10 protein-coding genes and 1 pseudogene are annotated in these 15,705 nt (G+C 71.9%); 5 read left to right on the forward strand and 6 right to left on the reverse strand.

The window, feature by feature from the left end; genetic code table 11:
* Window positions 1–151: 151 nt before the first annotated feature.
* Window positions 152–2,515 (forward strand): annotated as a pseudogene (locus CHF15_RS16485) (phosphoketolase family protein); the annotation flags it as partial.
* A gap of 37 nt (window positions 2,516–2,552) precedes the next feature.
* Here the strand turns inward: CHF15_RS16485 and CHF15_RS16490 are convergent.
* Window positions 2,553–3,425, reverse strand: coding sequence for a DMT family protein (locus tag CHF15_RS16490; protein WP_089224565.1), 873 nt, complete (start codon window positions 3,423–3,425; stop codon window positions 2,553–2,555).
* 283 nt (window positions 3,426–3,708) lie between these two features.
* Between CHF15_RS16490 and CHF15_RS16495 the strand changes: the two genes are divergently transcribed.
* Entirely contained in the window at window positions 3,709–4,464 is a 756-nt protein-coding gene (locus CHF15_RS16495; RefSeq protein ID WP_089224566.1) for a DUF4097 family beta strand repeat-containing protein, read from the forward strand.
* Between the two features lie 51 nt (window positions 4,465–4,515).
* On the opposite strand, the gene CHF15_RS16500 is transcribed toward CHF15_RS16495, so the two are convergent.
* From CHF15_RS16500 to CHF15_RS16515, 4 genes are all read right to left on the reverse strand, one after another.
* Window positions 4,516–5,355, reverse strand: a complete 840-nt coding sequence (locus CHF15_RS16500) for a carbohydrate ABC transporter permease (RefSeq protein ID WP_089224567.1) — start codon at window positions 5,353–5,355, stop codon at window positions 4,516–4,518.
* A complete protein-coding gene (locus tag CHF15_RS16505) occupies window positions 5,352–6,236 on the reverse strand; it encodes a carbohydrate ABC transporter permease (RefSeq protein ID WP_089224860.1) in 885 nt (294 codons plus the stop codon). The genes CHF15_RS16500 and CHF15_RS16505 overlap by 4 nt, the downstream gene beginning before the upstream one ends.
* A gap of 145 nt (window positions 6,237–6,381) precedes the next feature.
* Window positions 6,382–7,656 carry an ABC transporter substrate-binding protein gene (locus CHF15_RS16510; protein WP_089224568.1) on the reverse strand — a complete coding sequence of 425 codons (1,275 nt, stop codon included), beginning with the start codon at window positions 7,654–7,656 and terminating at the stop codon, window positions 6,382–6,384.
* 9 nt (window positions 7,657–7,665) lie between these two features.
* Window positions 7,666–8,715: a carbohydrate kinase family protein gene (locus CHF15_RS16515; protein WP_089224569.1), complete on the reverse strand. Its 1,050-nt coding sequence runs from the start codon at window positions 8,713–8,715 to the stop codon at window positions 7,666–7,668.
* Between the two features lie 159 nt (window positions 8,716–8,874).
* Between CHF15_RS16515 and CHF15_RS16520 the strand changes: the two genes are divergently transcribed.
* Window positions 8,875–9,663, forward strand: coding sequence for a DeoR/GlpR family DNA-binding transcription regulator (locus tag CHF15_RS16520; protein ID WP_446323504.1), 789 nt, complete (start codon window positions 8,875–8,877; stop codon window positions 9,661–9,663).
* Window positions 9,664–9,676: 13 nt separating this feature from the next.
* Here the strand turns inward: CHF15_RS16520 and CHF15_RS16525 are convergent, their stop codons facing one another.
* The gene (locus tag CHF15_RS16525; RefSeq protein WP_089224571.1) at window positions 9,677–10,882 is read right to left on the reverse strand and encodes an RNA-guided endonuclease InsQ/TnpB family protein; all 1,206 of its coding nucleotides are present in this window, start codon (window positions 10,880–10,882) and stop codon (window positions 9,677–9,679) included.
* A gap of 143 nt (window positions 10,883–11,025) precedes the next feature.
* On the opposite strand from CHF15_RS16525, the gene CHF15_RS16530 reads away from it, so the two are divergent.
* Complete coding sequence (locus tag CHF15_RS16530) at window positions 11,026–12,369, forward strand: 6-phospho-beta-glucosidase (RefSeq protein WP_089224572.1); 1,344 nt, start codon at window positions 11,026–11,028, stop codon at window positions 12,367–12,369.
* Between the two features lie 14 nt (window positions 12,370–12,383).
* Window positions 12,384–15,503, forward strand: coding sequence for an alpha-mannosidase (locus CHF15_RS16535; RefSeq protein WP_089224573.1), 3,120 nt, complete (start codon window positions 12,384–12,386; stop codon window positions 15,501–15,503).
* The last annotated feature ends 202 nt before the right edge of the window (window positions 15,504–15,705 follow it).

Here is a 15,705-nt window from a genome sequence, read left to right on the forward strand (position 1 = left end):
TCCTCCTCCGGCACGGGCACTCCAGATCACGGCCCGTGTCGGACATCCCCTCGGCGTCCGGACCGCCGCAAGAGGCCCCATCCGGCCCTAGCGGACCGTCGTCGCACCTGCCGAGTCTGGGAAGGAGAGGTCTCCTGTACCCGACGTTTCGGAGGAAGCCATGCACGACGAGGAGCTCCGTGCCCTCGACGCCCATTGGCGCGCCGCGAACTACCTGGCGGTCGGCCAGATCTACCTGATGGGCAATCCGCTCCTGGCCGAACCGCTCCGCCCCGAACACGTGAAACCACGGCTGCTGGGCCACTGGGGCACCTCGCCCGGCCTGAACCTCGTCCACACGCACCTCAACCGGGTCATCGGGGCCCGCGGGCAGCGGGGACTCGCCGTTTGGGGACCGGGGCACGGCGGCCCGGCCGTCCTGGCGAACGCGTGGCTGGAGGGCTCGTACTCGCAGACCTACCCGGACGTCTCCCGTGACGCCGCGGGCATGGGCCGGCTGTTCCGGCAGTTCTCCTTCCCCGGGGGCGTGCCGAGCCATGTCGCGCCGGAGACTCCCGGCTCCATCCACGAGGGCGGTGAGCTGGGCTACTCCCTCTCGCACGCCTACGGCGCCGCCTTCGACCACCCCGAACTGCTGGTCACCTGCGTGATCGGCGACGGCGAGGCCGAGACCGGGCCGCTCGCCGCGTCCTGGCACTCCAACAAGTTCCTCGACCCCGTCCACGACGGGGCCGTCCTGCCGGTCCTGCACCTGAACGGCTACAAGATCGCCAACCCCACCGTGCTCGCCCGGATCCCGGAGGGCGAGCTCGACGCACTGCTGCGCGGTTACGGCCACGAACCGCTGCACGTCACCGGTGACGACCCGTTCGCGGTGCACTCCGCGATGGCCGAGGCGATGGACACCGCACTCGACCGGATCGCCGGGATCCAGGCCGCCGCCCGCGAGGGCGGGGAGCGCGGGCGTCCGCGCTGGCCGATGATCGTGCTGCGCACGCCCAAGGGGTGGACCGGCCCGGCCGAGGTCGACGGCCTGCCCGTGGAGGGCACCTGGCGCGCCCACCAGGTGCCGCTGGCCGCGGTGCGCGACAACCCCCAGCACCTGCGGCAGCTCGAGGCGTGGATGCGCTCGTACCGGCCCCAGGAGCTGTTCGACGAGGACGGCGCGCCCACCGCCCAGGTGCTCGCCTGCGTCCCCGAGGGCGACCTGCGGCTCGGCGCCACCCCGTACGCCAACGGCGGGCTGCTGCTGCGCGACCTGCCCGTGCCGCCGCTGGAGCGGTTCGCCGTCGAGGTCGACAAACCGGGCGTCACGCTGCACGAGCCCACCCGGATCCTCGGCGGCCTGCTGGAACGCGTGATGGCCGACACCGCCGGGCGCCGCGACTTTCGGCTCGTCGGGCCCGACGAGACCGCCTCCAACCGGCTCGACGCCGTCTACGAGGCCAGCGGCAAGGCCTGGCAGGCCGAGGTCCTTCCCGTTGACGAGAACCTCGACCGGCACGGCCGCGTCATGGAGATCCTCTCCGAGCACACCTGCCAGGGCTGGCTGGAGGGCTATCTCCTCACCGGCAGGCACGGGCTGTTCTCCTGCTACGAGGCCTTCGTCCACATCGTCGACTCGATGGTCAACCAGCACGTCAAGTGGCTGCGTACCACCCGGAAACTGGCCTGGCGCCGTCCCATCGCCTCCCTGAACTACCTGCTGACCTCGCACGTGTGGCGCCAGGACCACAACGGCTTCTCCCACCAGGACCCCGGCTTCATCGACCACATCCTCAACAAGGCGCCCGAGGTCGTGCGGGTCTACCTGCCGCCGGACGCCAACACCCTGCTGTCGACCGCAGAGCACGTGCTGCACAGCCGCGACCACGTCAACGTCGTCGTCGCCGGCAAGCAGCCCTGCTTCGACTGGCTCGACCTCGACGCCGCCCGCGCCCACTGCGCCCGCGGCGCCGGCGTCTGGCAGTGGGCCGGCACCGAGGACGGCACCCGGGAACCGGACGTCGTCCTCGCCTGCGCCGGTGACGTCCCCACCCAGGAGGTGCTGGCCGCCGCCTCGCTGATCCGCCGTCACCTGCCGGAGCTGGCCGTACGGGTGGTCAACGTGGTCGACCTCGCGCGGCTGCTGCCCAAGGACGAGCACCCGCACGGCATGGCCGACCCGGCGTACGACGCGCTCTTCACCCGCGACAAGCCGGTGATCTTCGCGTACCACGGCTATCCGTGGCTCATCCACCGGCTCGCCTACCGCCGTACCGGCCACGCCCATCTGCATGTGCGCGGCTACAAGGAGATCGGCACCACGACCACGCCCTTCGACATGGTCGTCCGCAACGACCTGGACCGCTTCCGGCTGGTCATGGACGTCATCGACCGCGTGCCGGGGCTCGCGGTGCGGGCCGCGCCGGTACGGCAGCTGATGGAGGACGCCCGGCTGCGGCACCACGCGTGGATCCGCGAGCACGGCACGGACCTGCCCGAGGTCGCCGAATGGACGTGGCCGGGGCGGTGACCGGCTGACCGACCGGCAGACGACCGGCAGGCGCCTCTCACGGCGCGCCGCCCGCGGCCGACGCGGGCGGCGCGTCCTGCTCCGCCTCCCCGAACCGAGCCAGTGCCAGCGCCCCCGCGATCGACAGCACGAAGCCGAGCGCGGCCAGCGGGGCCCGGTCGTGCCGTGTGGAGTCCCCCAGCCACACCACCCCGAAGAGCGCGGGCCACAGGGACTCGGTGATGACCATCGCCGCCGTCGCGGCGGTCACCGAGCCCGTCTGGAGGGCGTCGACGAGGAAGACGAAACCGGTGACCCCCGAGATGACGACGGCGTACGTCGCCGGGTCCGCGAGCAGCTCGGCCGGAGCGAACCCGATCAGCATCCGCACCGCGACCGCCACGACGCCGAAGGCGAGCCCCGCCACGGCGCCGAGCACCGCGGCCTGGCTGCGCGTCGCACGGCGCTCCACGACCCGCCCGGCGACCGCCAGCACGACCGCCGTGACGAGGATCGCCAGCCGCAGCCGCAGGTCACCCTCGCCTCCGCCGTCCCGGCCGCCGGAGACGGCGAGCACCGCGAGCCCGAGGCAGACCGCCCCGACCGCCGTCCACTCCACCGCCCGCAGCCGCACCTTCAGCAGCACCGCCGCCACGACCGCGGTGACCGCGAGGGAGGACGCCAGCGCCGCCTCGACCACGAACAGCGCGACGGACCGCAGCGCGACCAACTCCGCCGCGAAGCCCAGCGCGTCCATCCCGACACCCACGACGAACGGCCAGCAGCGCAGTGCCGCCACCAGCGTCCGCGCGCCCGCGCACGGCGCCCCCGGCGTGGCCGCGGCGGCCCGGCGCGCGCCCATGGCCTGGAGCACCGTCGCCGTCCCCATCAGCACGGCGGCACACAGAGCGAAGGCGATACCCGGTCCCATGCACGGACCGTAACCGCCCGGGGCGGGCGTCCGGTGCGACCGCCACGCGTCATGCCCCGCCCGCCTGCGCGCCGGCAGCGACCTCCAGCGGCGTCAGCGGTCCGATCGCCACCACGTACAGGCGAGCAGCACGAGCAGCCAACGTCACCTCGCCGCACCGCGGTCGAAGCGCGTGTACCCGCGCATCGGCGGGCCAGTCACCCCATCGGGGGATCGGGATTGCCCCCTTTGCGGCTATATGCTCCATGTGGGGCGATGGTTGACGACGTGCAAGGAGATGGCAGTGGTGAAGAGTTGGCGCGCGGTGGCGGTCGTCCTGGCACTCGCGGCGGCGGGGTTCCTGGCGTCCTGCGACGCGGGCGGCGACGGGGCTCCAGGTGCCGACGTCACCGGCTCCGCCGTCCCCTCGGGGAAGGGGTCGCCCGGCGGCGCGACCGACGGGTCCTCCCCGCGCTCCTACGAGATCTCCGGCGCGAAGGCGCTCGACGTGCGCAACGAGAACGGTTCCGTGCGGATCACCGTGGGCAGCGGGCCGATGTCGGTGACCGAGACCCTGGAGTACGGCGCCGTGAAACCGGCCACCCGCCATCGGGTCGAGGGCGGCACCTTGCAGTTGACCGGCTCCGGGTGCGGGAACAGCCGGCCGTGCAAGGTCGACTACGTCGTCAGGGTGCCCGCCTCGACCCCCGTCACCGTCAGGGTGCGCAACGGGCAGGTCGAGGCGGACGGCGTCACCGGCGCGGTCGACCTCGGCACCGGCAACGGCGGCGTCACCGGCATCGCCCTCGGCGCCCGCCGGGCCTCCCTGACGAGCGAGAACGGCACGGTGGAGGCGACCTTCGAGGCCGCGCCGGAGGAGGTCACCACCACGACCGGGAACGGCATGGTCACCGTCACCGTGCCCCCCGGAACCGCCTACGACGTGCGCGCCCGGACCGGCGTCGGGATGAGCGAGGTGAGCGTGCCGACCGATGCGTCGTCGGCGCGCAGGATCACCGCCACCACCGGGAACGGCATGGTCACGGTGCGGACGGGCTGACCGCCCGACCGGGGCACCGCGGCGAACGGCGGTGCCCCGGGAGCCGTGCGGTCAGCCGCGGACGGCCCCCTCGGTCGCGCCCGCGATGAAGCCCCGGGCGAAGAGCGCGAAGACCAGCACCAGGGGCGCGGAGGCGATGAGCACGGCGGCCATCACGACGCTGTAGTCGGTGGAGCGGCCGACGTTGAGCTGGGCCAGGGCGACCTGGAGGGTGATGTGCTCGGGGTTGACCAGGGCGATCAGCGGCCAGACGTAGTCGTTCCAGGCGTTGACGAAGGCGTAGATGCCGAGGAACGCCAGCGCCGGGCGGGTCATGGGCAGCACCACGTGCCAGTACTGGCGCAGGAACCCGCAGCCGTCCATGCGGGCGGCGTCGAGGAGTTCGTCGGGGACGCCCCCGCTGACGTACTGGCGCAGCCAGAAGATGCCGAAGGCATTGGCCAGCGCGGGCGGGATGAGCGCCTTGAGGGTGCCGAGCCAGCCCAGGTGCATCATGATCAGGTACTGCGGGATGATCGCCAGCTGCAGCGGCAGCATCATGAAGACGAGCAGCACCCCGAAGAGCCATCTGCGTCCGGGGAAGTCGAACTTGGCGAAGGCGAAGGCCGCGATCGAGTCGACGAGGAGCACGAGCACGGTCGAGACGCTCGCGACCGCCAGCGTGTTGAGCATCGAGCCGAAGAAGTCGATGCTGTCGAGCACCGTGCGGACGTTGTCCAGCAGGTGCGGGCCGAAGGAGACCTTGGGCGGCGTGCGGTAGATGTCGCGGGTGGTGTTGGTCGCCATGACGATCGTCCAGTAGAACGGGAAGACCGAGACGAGGACCGCGACGATCAGCACGAGGTGCGCGGTGAGCCCCTTGGGGCGCAGCGACCGTGCGGTGCGCGTCATGACTTCCTCCCGCGCTGGACGAGGCGCCAGTTGACGACGACGAGCACGAGGATGAGCACGAAGAACGCCCAGACGATGGCGGCCCCGTAGCCGAAGTCGTTGTTGGAGAACGCCGATTGGTAGAAGTAGAGCAAGGTGGTCAGACCCGCCTGGCCGGGGCCGCCGAGATTGGCGTTGGCCGCGTTGCTCCCGAAGAGGACCTGCGGTTCGGTGAAGCTCTGCAGGCCGTTGACGGTCGAGATGACGACCGTGAACAGGATGATCGGGCGCAGGATCGGGATGGTGATGCGCAGGAAGGTCCGCACCGGCCCGGCCCCGTCGATCCGTGCCGCCTCGTAGACCTCGCCGGGGATGGCCTGCATCCCCGCCAGGTAGATGATCATGTTGTACCCGGTCCACTGCCAGGTCATCAGCAGCGCGATGACCAGCTTGATGGTCCACGGATTGCTCATCCACTGGACCTCGGGCAGGCCGGCCATGTGCAGGATCGCGTTGACCAGGCCGAAGTTGTTGCTGAAGACCGCCCCGAAGAAGATCGCGATGGCGACGATCGAGGTGACGTTCGGCAGGAAGAGCGCGATCCGGTAGAAGGACTTGAAGCGCCGCACGGAGTTGAGCAGCGTGGCCAGCACCAGCGCCCCCAGCAGCGTCGGCACCGTCGACAGCACCCAGATGGCCAGGGTGTTGCGGATCGACAGCCAGAAGACCGGGTCGTCCATCAGGAAGTGGAACTGCTGCAGCCCGACGAACTGCATCTCGCCGATGCCGTCCCAGCGGTGGAAGGCCAGGTAGAGCGAGTAGAACACCGGCCAGAGCATGAAGACGCCGAAGACCAGGTAGAACGGGGAGATCGCCAGGTACTGCGGCCAGAAGGACAGCACCCCGCGCCGGGCGGCCCGCGCCGCCGGCCTGGGCAGGTGGTGCGCGGGCGCGGAGCGGCGCGGACGGAAGCGCGGCCGCCCCGGGCCGCCGCCGGTGGCGTCCACCGCGACGGAACCGGGGCCGGTGGTCGGAGGCGCCGCCATGTCAGCGCACGCCCTGCCGCTGCGCGATCTGCTTGGCCTGGGCCACGGCGTCCTTCCAGGCGTCGTCCGGCTTCTTGCCCTTGGTCTCGACGTTGGTCAGCTCGGTCTTGTACCTCGCCATCAGGGCCGCGTCCGCCGGTGCCTCGTACGCCGCCGGGATCGCCTTGGCCGCCGGCCCGAAGACGTCGATGGTCTTCTGGCCGCCGAAGTACGGATCACCGGCCGTCATCTGCGGCATCGCGTACGCCGCGGGGGCGGCCGGGAAGATCGCGGCGTCGGCGAAGCCGCGGGCGTCGTTGGCGGGGCTCAGCAGCCAGCTCACGACCTTGAAGGCCTGCTCGGGGTTGCGGCACTGGCGGGGCAGCGCCAGGAACGAGCCGCCGAGGTTGGACGGGCCGCCCGGCATCGGGGCCACGCGCCACTTGCCCTTGGAGTCGGGGGCGGCGGAGGAGATGTCCAGGGCGTGCCAGGCGGCGCCGAGTTCGGTCGCCAGCGTGCCCTTGGCGATGGCCGCGTTCCAGCTGTTGTCGTTGATCTTGGCGTCGAGCCCGAGCTCGTACGGCCGCACGGCCAGGTCCCAGGCGGTGCGGATGTGGTCCTGGTCGCCGACGAAGTGGTTGCCGGTGTCGATGAAGCGCTGCGTGCCCTGGCCGACGGCGATGTCGAAGACCGCGCTCGCGCTGTTGATCAGCGACGCCGACGGCACCGCCTTGTGCAGCTCCCGGCCCGCGGCCAGCCAGTCGTCCCAGGTCTTGATCTGCGCCGCGACCTCCTCCGGCTCGGAGGGCAGCCCGGCCTGCTCGAAGAAGTCCGCGCGATAGAACATCGCGGTGGGGCCGATGTCGATCGGGAAGCCGATCTGCCGGCCGTCCTCGCTGCGCGCCAGCTTGGTCTTCCACTCCAGGTACTGCGGGGCGACGTCCTTGAAGCCCAGGTCGTTGAGGTCCAGGAAGCGGTTGGCGTTGGGCAGGAAGGAGGCCATGTCCTCGCCCTTGATGCCGGTGATGTCGGGCACGGACTGGCCGCCGGTCAGTGTCGTGAGCAGCTTCTGCTTGAAGTCGCCGCCTATCTGCGCGGACTTCAGGGTCACTTCGGTGAAGTGCGCCTCGGCGTCCTTGACAACCTTGTCACTCAGCCCGCCGCCCCAGTACCAGAGCGTGAGGTTCTTGCCGTTCCTGGTGCCGCCCGCTCCACCGCCACCGCACGCGGCGGTGAGACCGGCGGCCGCGGCGGTGAGCACGGTCGCCTGCAGGAATCGTCTGCGGGAAAGGTCCACGGGGTTCTCCTACTGCTCGGGCTGATCGGCGTGGTGCGGGCCGGCGGTTGTCGCGGCGGCCGGCACGGTGTGGTCGAGGAAGGCGTACGCGGAGCGCAGTCCGTCGTTGCCGGGGGAGTCGCGCACGGACCGCCACCAGCGGTCGACGGCGGCCAGGTCCGGTGCGGCGGCCGCGCCCCCGATCCGCCGCACGGACAGCGCGGCGACGAGGTTGGCGAAGCGCAGCCGGTCGGCGAGCGGCCGGCCGGCCAGGGTGGCGGCGACCAGCCCGGCCCCGAAGACGTCGCCGGCGCCGGTGGTGTCGACGGCGTCCACCGGCAGACCGGCCACCGACGCGCTCTCGCCCGTCGTGGAGTCCACCGCCAGCGCGCCCCCCGCGCCGTCGGTGACCACGGCGAGCGGTACCAGGTCGGCCAGCCGGGACAGCGCCGCCCGCGGGGTGCCGGTGCGGGTGTAGGCCATCGCCTCCTCGGCGTTGGGCATGAAGGCGTGGCACAGGGCGAGCTGCTCCAGCACCGCCGGGCTCCAGCGCTCCGAGGGGTCCCAGCCGACGTCGGCGAAGACCAGGGTGCCCGCGGCGTGCGCGCTCCCGACCCACTCCAGCGGCTCGGCGCCGATGTGGGCGATCGCGGCCCGGCTGGGCGGCGGTTCGCCGATCATGGCGTCCGGGCCGAGCGGCGGCTCCTGGCCGTGGGTGACCAGCGCCCGGTCGCCGTCGTACGCGAGCGAGACGGTCACCGGGGTCGGCCACCCGGCGAAGCGGCGCGAGCGGGAGAGGTCGACGCCCTCGGTGACGGACAGCTCGTGCCACAGATGCGTGCCGAGCAGGTCCTCGCCGAAGGCCGCGGACAGCGACGTGCGCAGCCCCAGCCTGCTCAGCGCGACCGCGAAGTTGGCGATCCCGCCGGGGGACGTGCCCATGCCCTTGGTCCACACCTCGGCGCCCGGGGTGGGAGCCGAGGGGAGCCCGGTGAAACCCAGGTCGAAGAAGAGCAGCCCTGACAGGAAGACATCGGCTGCCTCCTCCCGGGTGCTGCCGGCGTGTGTCGACCGCGGCATTGCGACCTACCTCTCCAGGGGCACCGGCGCGGGGCGCCCGGTGCTTCGTGTCCCCCCGGTCCAGGCCCGGACGGGGGGACGCCCCGGCCTGAAGTAGGCAAGAGCTTGCATGCTGTGCAGTGGTTTGACAAGGGTCAATCACAAACCTGCTCGACTTTGATTGACTTTGCAGAGAGCCCGGGTAGGGTTCGTGCCATGCTCCCCGACCGACGACATGAGCTGATCCTCCGCGCACTGCGGTCGGACGGCCCCACCTCGGTGACCGTGCTGGCCGAGCGGATCGGCGCCAGCCAGGCCACGATCCGCCGCGACCTCATCCAGCTCGAGGACGAAGGCCTGCTGAAGCGGGTCTACGGCGGCGCGGTCCCGCTGACCGGCGAGGACGACCCGTTCCCGGACGTCGCCGCCGTCCGCGTCGAGGCCAAGGACGCCATCGCCGTGCGCTGCGCCGAGATCATCAAGGACGGCGAGACCGTGCTGCTGGACATCGGGACCACCGCACTGCGGGTCGCCCGGCACCTGCGCGGCCGCTCGCTCACGGTGATCACCAGCAACCTCGCGGTCTACGAGGAGCTGCAGGACGAGAAGGACGTCCAGCTGGTGCTGCTCGGCGGGGTCGTGCGCCGCGAGTACCGCTCCCTGGTCGGCTTCCTCACCGAGGACAACCTGCGCCAGGTCCGGGCCGACCGGCTGGTCCTGGGCACCAGCGGCATCCGCCCCAACGGGCAGATACTGGACACGACCGCCGTGGAGGTGCCCGTCAAACGGGCCATGATCGCGGCGAGCGACCAGGTGGTGCTCGCCGCGGACGCCGGGAAGTTCCCCGGCACCGGCATGGCCCGCGTGTGCGGGCCCGAGGACATCGACGTCGTGGTGACCAACGCCCCGGCGGACGCGACGACCCGGACCTCGCTGCGCGAGGCGGGGGTGGAGGTGGTCGAGGTTTGACTTGTCCGCCCACCTACAGGCAGTGGATTCCAGCGGTCGCCCGTTGGGTTTCCTGCTTCGTCGCCGACCGCCCCGTCCGGGAGGGCTCCCGTTGAGGTCTTACATCCGCTCCACAGGCAGCTACCGCCAGTCCGGCGGCCAGGGTGTTCCTTGCAGCGTTCACGTCGCGGTCATGCGTCGCGCCGCATCTGCACGTCCAGGTCCGGACGTGGAGCGGAATCTTCGCCGTCAGAGCTCCGCATACGGAACACATCTTGCTGCTGGGGAACCAGCGGTCGACGACGATGAGGTCACGCCCGTACCAGGCGCACTTGTACTCCAGCATGGAGCGCAGTTCCGCCCACGAAGCATCGGAGATGGCGCGCGCGAGCGTGCCGTTCTTCAGCAGATTGCGGACGGCCAGGTCCTCGATCACGACCGTTTGGTTCTCGCGGACGAGTCGAGTGGTGAGCTTGTGGAGAAAGTCGCGCCTGCGATCGGTGATCCGCGCATGGATCCTGGCCACTTTGTGCCGGCACTTGTCGCGATTACGGGAACCTTTGGCCTTGCGGGCGAGCTCTCGTTGGGCCCTCGCCAGGCGGGCTCGGTCCCGGCGTTCGTGTCGGGGATTGGGGATCTTCTCCCCCGTGGAGAGGGCGACGAGGGAGGTGATTCCCATGTCGACGCCAACCGAGAGATCCGTGTCCGTTCCCGAGGCGATCGCGTCATCGCACAGCATGGACACGAACCATCGTCCCGCACGGTCGCGGGACACCGTCACCGTAGTCGGCCCTGCCCCCACAGGCAGGGGGCGGGACCAGCGAATGTCCAGTGGTGTCGTCATCTTGGCCAGAGTCAGATGACCGTTGCGCCACGTGAATGCGCTGCGGGTGTACTCCGCTGTGGCGCGCGACCGCTTCCGCGTTTTGAGGCGCGGGTACCGTGCCCGGCCGGCGAAGAAGTTCGTGAACGCGGTCTGCAGATGACGCAGCGTCTGTTGCAGCGGGACGGAGGAGACTTCGCACAGGAAGGCGAATTCCGCGGTCTTCTTCCACTCCGTCAGTCGGGCCGAGGACTGGCCGTACGACATGCGGAGGCGCTCGCTGTTCCAGGCGGCGGTGCGCTCCTCCAGCGCTTTGTTGTACACGAGGCGGACGCAGCCGAACGTGCGGGACAGCTCTGCCGCCTGCTCGTCCGTGGGGTAGAAGCGGTACTTGAAGGCCCGTTTGATCTGCGTCACGCGACGTACTCTATCAATTCAGTTGTAACGCATGTGATTTGTAGTGCGATCGCGGTTGTGCGTCCCGCCATTTCGCGACTCCGATTCATGGATGCGTTGCCAAACCCGGTTACAGCCGGAGGCTCCCACACATGGAGTTTGCGATGAAGCTCACGATTCTCGGCGGTGGCGGTTTCCGAGTGCCGCTGGTCTACCGCGCCCTTCTGGAGGACCGCGCCGCGGGCCGCGTCACCCACGTGACCCTGCACGACCTGGACCCCGGACGCCTGGACGCCATCGTCCGGGTGCTGCGGCAGCAGGCGCAGGGATACCCCGACGCGCCGGGGGTCAGCGTCACCACCGACCTCGACGAGGCCGTCACCGGCGCCGACTTCGTCTTCTCCGCGATCCGCGTCGGCGGCCTCGCCGGTCGCGTCGTCGACGAGCGCGTCGCCCTCGACGAAGGTGTCCTCGGGCAGGAGACGGTCGGCCCCGGCGGCATCGCGTACGGGCTGCGCACCATCCCCGTCGCCGTCGACATCGCCCGCCGCATCGCGCGGCTCGCGCCCGACGCCTGGGTCATCAACTTCACCAACCCCGCCGGCATGGTCACCGAGGCCATGTCCCACCACCTCGGCGACCGCGTCATCGGCATCTGCGACTCGCCCGTCGGCCTCGGCAGGAGGGTGGCGCGCGCCCTGGGCGTCGACCCGGACCGCGCCTGGTTCGACTACGCGGGCCTGAACCACCTCGGCTGGCTGCGCGCGGTGCGTGTGGACGGCGTCGACCTGCTCCCGCGCCTGCTGGCCGACGAGGCGGCGCTCACCTCCTTCGAGGAGGGCAAGCTCTTCGGCGCCGACTGGCTGCGCACCCTCGGCTCGGTCCCCAACGAGTACCTCAACTACTACTACTCCAACCGCGAGACCGTGGCCGCCGCGCGCGACGCCGAGCACACCCGCGGCGCCTTCCTCCTGGAGCAGCAGCAGCGCTTCTACGAGACGATGCGCGCTCCGGGCACCGAGCCCTTCGCGGCCTGGGACGCCACCCGCCTGGAGCGCGAGACGACGTACGGCGCCGACGTACGGGAGGCCGCGGGAGCGGGCGAACGCGACTCGTGCGACCTGGAGTCCGGCGGCTACGAGAAGGTCGCCCTCGCCCTGATGCGGGCCATCGCCCTCGACGAGCGCACCACGCTCATCCTCAACGTCCGCAACCGCCGCGCCCTGGAGCCGCTCGACGCCGAGGCCGTCGTCGAGGTGCCCTGCCACGTGGACGCCAACGGCGCCCGCCCGATCGTCGGCGACCCGCTGCCCGGCCACGCCGTCGGCCTGGTCACCTCCGTCAAGGCCGTCGAGCGCGACGTCATCCTGGCGGCCACCACCGGCGAGCGCGCCGCCGCGCTGCGCGCGTTCGCGCTGCACCCGCTCGTCGACTCCGTCGCCGTCGCCCAGCGTCTGCTCGACGGCTACCGCAAGCACGTACCCGACCTCGCCTACCTCCGGGACTGAGGGGACCAGCACCCATGCACGACGACCGCAAGCAGGTCGAGGCGCGCCTCGACCGCGTCCTCGAACAGCGCATCCGCCCGGCGGTGTACGCCGCGTCGGTGCCGCTGACGCTCACCGCGTGGCACGTGGACGGCGAACCGGTACCGGTGGGCGAGGCATTGACCGCCGGGTACGAGCCCTTCGCGGTCGGCGACCGCTGGGGCACCCCCTGGTCCACCAGCTGGATACGCGCCCTGGGCACCGTTCCCGCGGAATGGGCCGGCCGCCGCGTGGAGGCCGTCTTCGACCTCGGCTTCATCGGCGACTGGCCCGGCGGCCAGGCCGAGGCCCTGGTCCACGACGCCTCCGGCACCCCGGTCAAGGGCATCGAGCCGCGCAACCAGTACGTGCCCGTCGCGAACCCCGCGGCCGGCGGCGAGCCGGTGGAGCTGCTGCTGGAGGCCGCCGCCAACCCCGACATCCTGGCCAAGGGCTTCCTGCCGACCCCGCTCGGCGACCGGATCACCGCGCCCGCGGAACCGCTGTACACGATGGCCCGCGCGGACCTCGCCGTGCTCGACGAGGACGTGTGGCACCTCGTCCTCGACATCGAGGTCGCGGGCGAGCTGATGCGCGAGCTGTCCACGAACGAGCCGCGCCGCCACGAACTGCTGCGCGCCCTGGAGCGGATGCTCGACACCCTCGACATCGCGGACGTCGCCGGCACCGCCGCCGCGGCCCGCGCGGAACTCGCCGGGTCGCTGTCCCGGCCCGCCCACGCCAGCGCCCACACGCTGTCCGCGGTCGGCCACGCCCACATCGACAGCGCGTGGCTGTGGCCGCTGCGTGAGACCAAGCGCAAGACCGCCCGCACCTTCTCCAACGTCACCGCGCTCGCCGCCGACTACCCGGAGCTGGTCTTCGCCTGCTCCCAGGCCCAGCAGTACGCGTGGGTCAAGGAGCGCAATCCCGAGGTGTACCGCCGTATGCAGGAGGCGGCGAAGGCCGGCAACTGGGTGCCGGTCGGCGGCATGTGGGTGGAGGCCGACGGCAACCTGCCGGGCGGCGAGGCGATGGCCCGCCAGCTGATCCACGGCAAGCGCTTCTTCGCCGAGGAGTTCGGCGTCGAGTGCCGGGGGGTGTGGCTGCCCGACTCCTTCGGCTACACCGGCGCCTACCCGCAGATCGCCCGGCTGGCCGGGATGGAGTGGTTCCTCACCCAGAAGATCTCGTGGAACCAGACGAACAAGATGCCGCACCACACCTTCTGGTGGGAGGGCATCGACGGCACCCGCATCTTCACGCACTTCCCGCCCGTCGACACCTACAACGCGGTGTTCTCCGGCGAGGAGATGGCCCACGCCGTGCGCAACTACGCCGACAAGGGCGGCGGCACGCGTTCCCTGGTGCCCTTCGGCCACGGCGACGGCGGGGGCGGCCCCACCCGCGAGATGCTGGAGAAGGCCCGGCGCCTGCGCGACCTGGAGGGCTCGGCGAAGGTCGTCGTCCAGGACCCGGACACCTTCTTCCGCGAGGCCCGCGCGGAGTACGAGGACGCCCCGGTGTGGTCCGGAGAGCTCTATCTGGAGCTGCACCGCGCCACGTACACCAGCCAGGCCCGCACCAAGTCCGGCAACCGGCGGGGCGAGCACCTGCTGCGCGAGGCCGAGCTGTGGGCCGCCACGGCCGCGCTGCGCGACCCCTCGTACGCGTACCCGTACGAGGACCTCGACCGGCTGTGGAAGACGGTCCTGCTCCACCAGTTCCACGACATCCTGCCCGGCTCCTCCATCGCCTGGGTGCACCGGGAGGCCGAGGCGACCTACGCGGGCCTGAAGGAGGAACTGGAGGCGATCACGGCCGGCGCCGCCGCGGTGGTGGCCGGCGACCCCGGTACCGGGCCGTCGGCGCCGTGGGTGTTCAACACCTCACCGCGGCCCCGGGCGGAGGTCGTCGCCGTGCCGGCGGCGCCGGACGGAGCCGAGGGCCAGCCGCTCGCCGACGGCCGGGTGGCGGTCTTCGCCGAGCTGCCCGCCTCCGGGGCGGGGCCGGTCGTGGCGGCCGAGCCGGGCGGGAGGGTGACCGTCACCGACCGCGTCCTGGACAACGGGCTGGTCCGGGTCGAACTCGACGACGACGGCCTGCTCACCTCGGTGTTCGACCTGACCGCGGGCCGCGAGGTGCTGGCCCCCGGCGAGCGGGGCAACCTGCTGCGGCTCCACACCGACCTGCCCAACCAGTGGGACGCCTGGGACATCGACCGGCACTACCGGCGGCAGTACACCGATCTGACGGCCGCAGACGCGATCACCGTCGTGGAGGAGGGCCCGCTCCTGGGCGCCATCCGCGTCGAGCGGTCCTTCGGAGGCTCCCGCCTCGCGCAGACCGTACGGCTGCGCGCGGGCAGCCCGCGGATCGACTTCGAGACGGAGATCGACTGGCACGAGAGCGAGAAGATCCTCAAGGCGGCCTTCCCGCTGGACGTGCACGCCGACCGGAGCGCCGCCGAGATCCAGTTCGGCCACGTCTTCCGGCCCACGCACACCAACACCAGCTGGGACGCGGCCCGTTTCGAGGTGTTCTGCCACCGCTGGGTGCACGTGGCGGAGCCCGGGTACGGCGTGGCCGTGCTCAACGACTCGACCTACGGCCACGACGTCACCCGCGCCTCCCGCGAGGACGGCGGCACCACCACGACGCTGCGGCTCAGCCTCGTCCGGGCGCCCCGTGTGCCCGACCCGCACGCCGACCAGGGCACGCACCGCATGACGTACGCGCTGCTGCCCGGTGCGGCCGTGGAGGACGCCGTGGCGGGCGGCTACGAGCTCAACCTGCCGCTGCGCGTCGCCGCCGGGGCCGCGGGCGCCGGGCCGGCCGCGCCCCTGGTGACCCTCGACGGCACGCGGGCCGCGATCGAGGCGGTCAAGCTCGCCGACGACCGCTCCGGCGACGTGGTCGTCCGGATGTACGAGTCGCTCGGCGGGCGCGCCGCGACCACCCTGCGCGCCTCGTTCCCGGTGGAGCGGGTGCAGGTGACCGACCTGCTGGAACGCCCGCTGGAGGGGGAGAGCGCGCAGCTCGGGCCCGACGGGGGGATCCGGGTGTCCCTGCGGCCGTTCCAGATCCTCACCCTGCGTCTCACGCCGCGCGCGTAGCCGCCCCACCGCCCGGAGCGGTCCGGCCACCGGCCACCGGCCGCCCCACCGTTCCGGGCCGTCGGGGGCGGGCGCACCACGCCCGCCCCCGACGACGCGCCGCCCGGCCGCCACCCTGTGCCGTCGCAGCGGACCCTCGTCCTCCCCGGCGCCGATCGCGCCGCACCGCGGGCCCCGACCCGCGGCCGCCGGGCCATCCCCG

Source organism: Actinacidiphila glaucinigra, from assembly GCF_900188405.1.
Lineage (GTDB): Bacteria > Actinomycetota > Actinomycetes > Streptomycetales > Streptomycetaceae > Actinacidiphila > Actinacidiphila glaucinigra.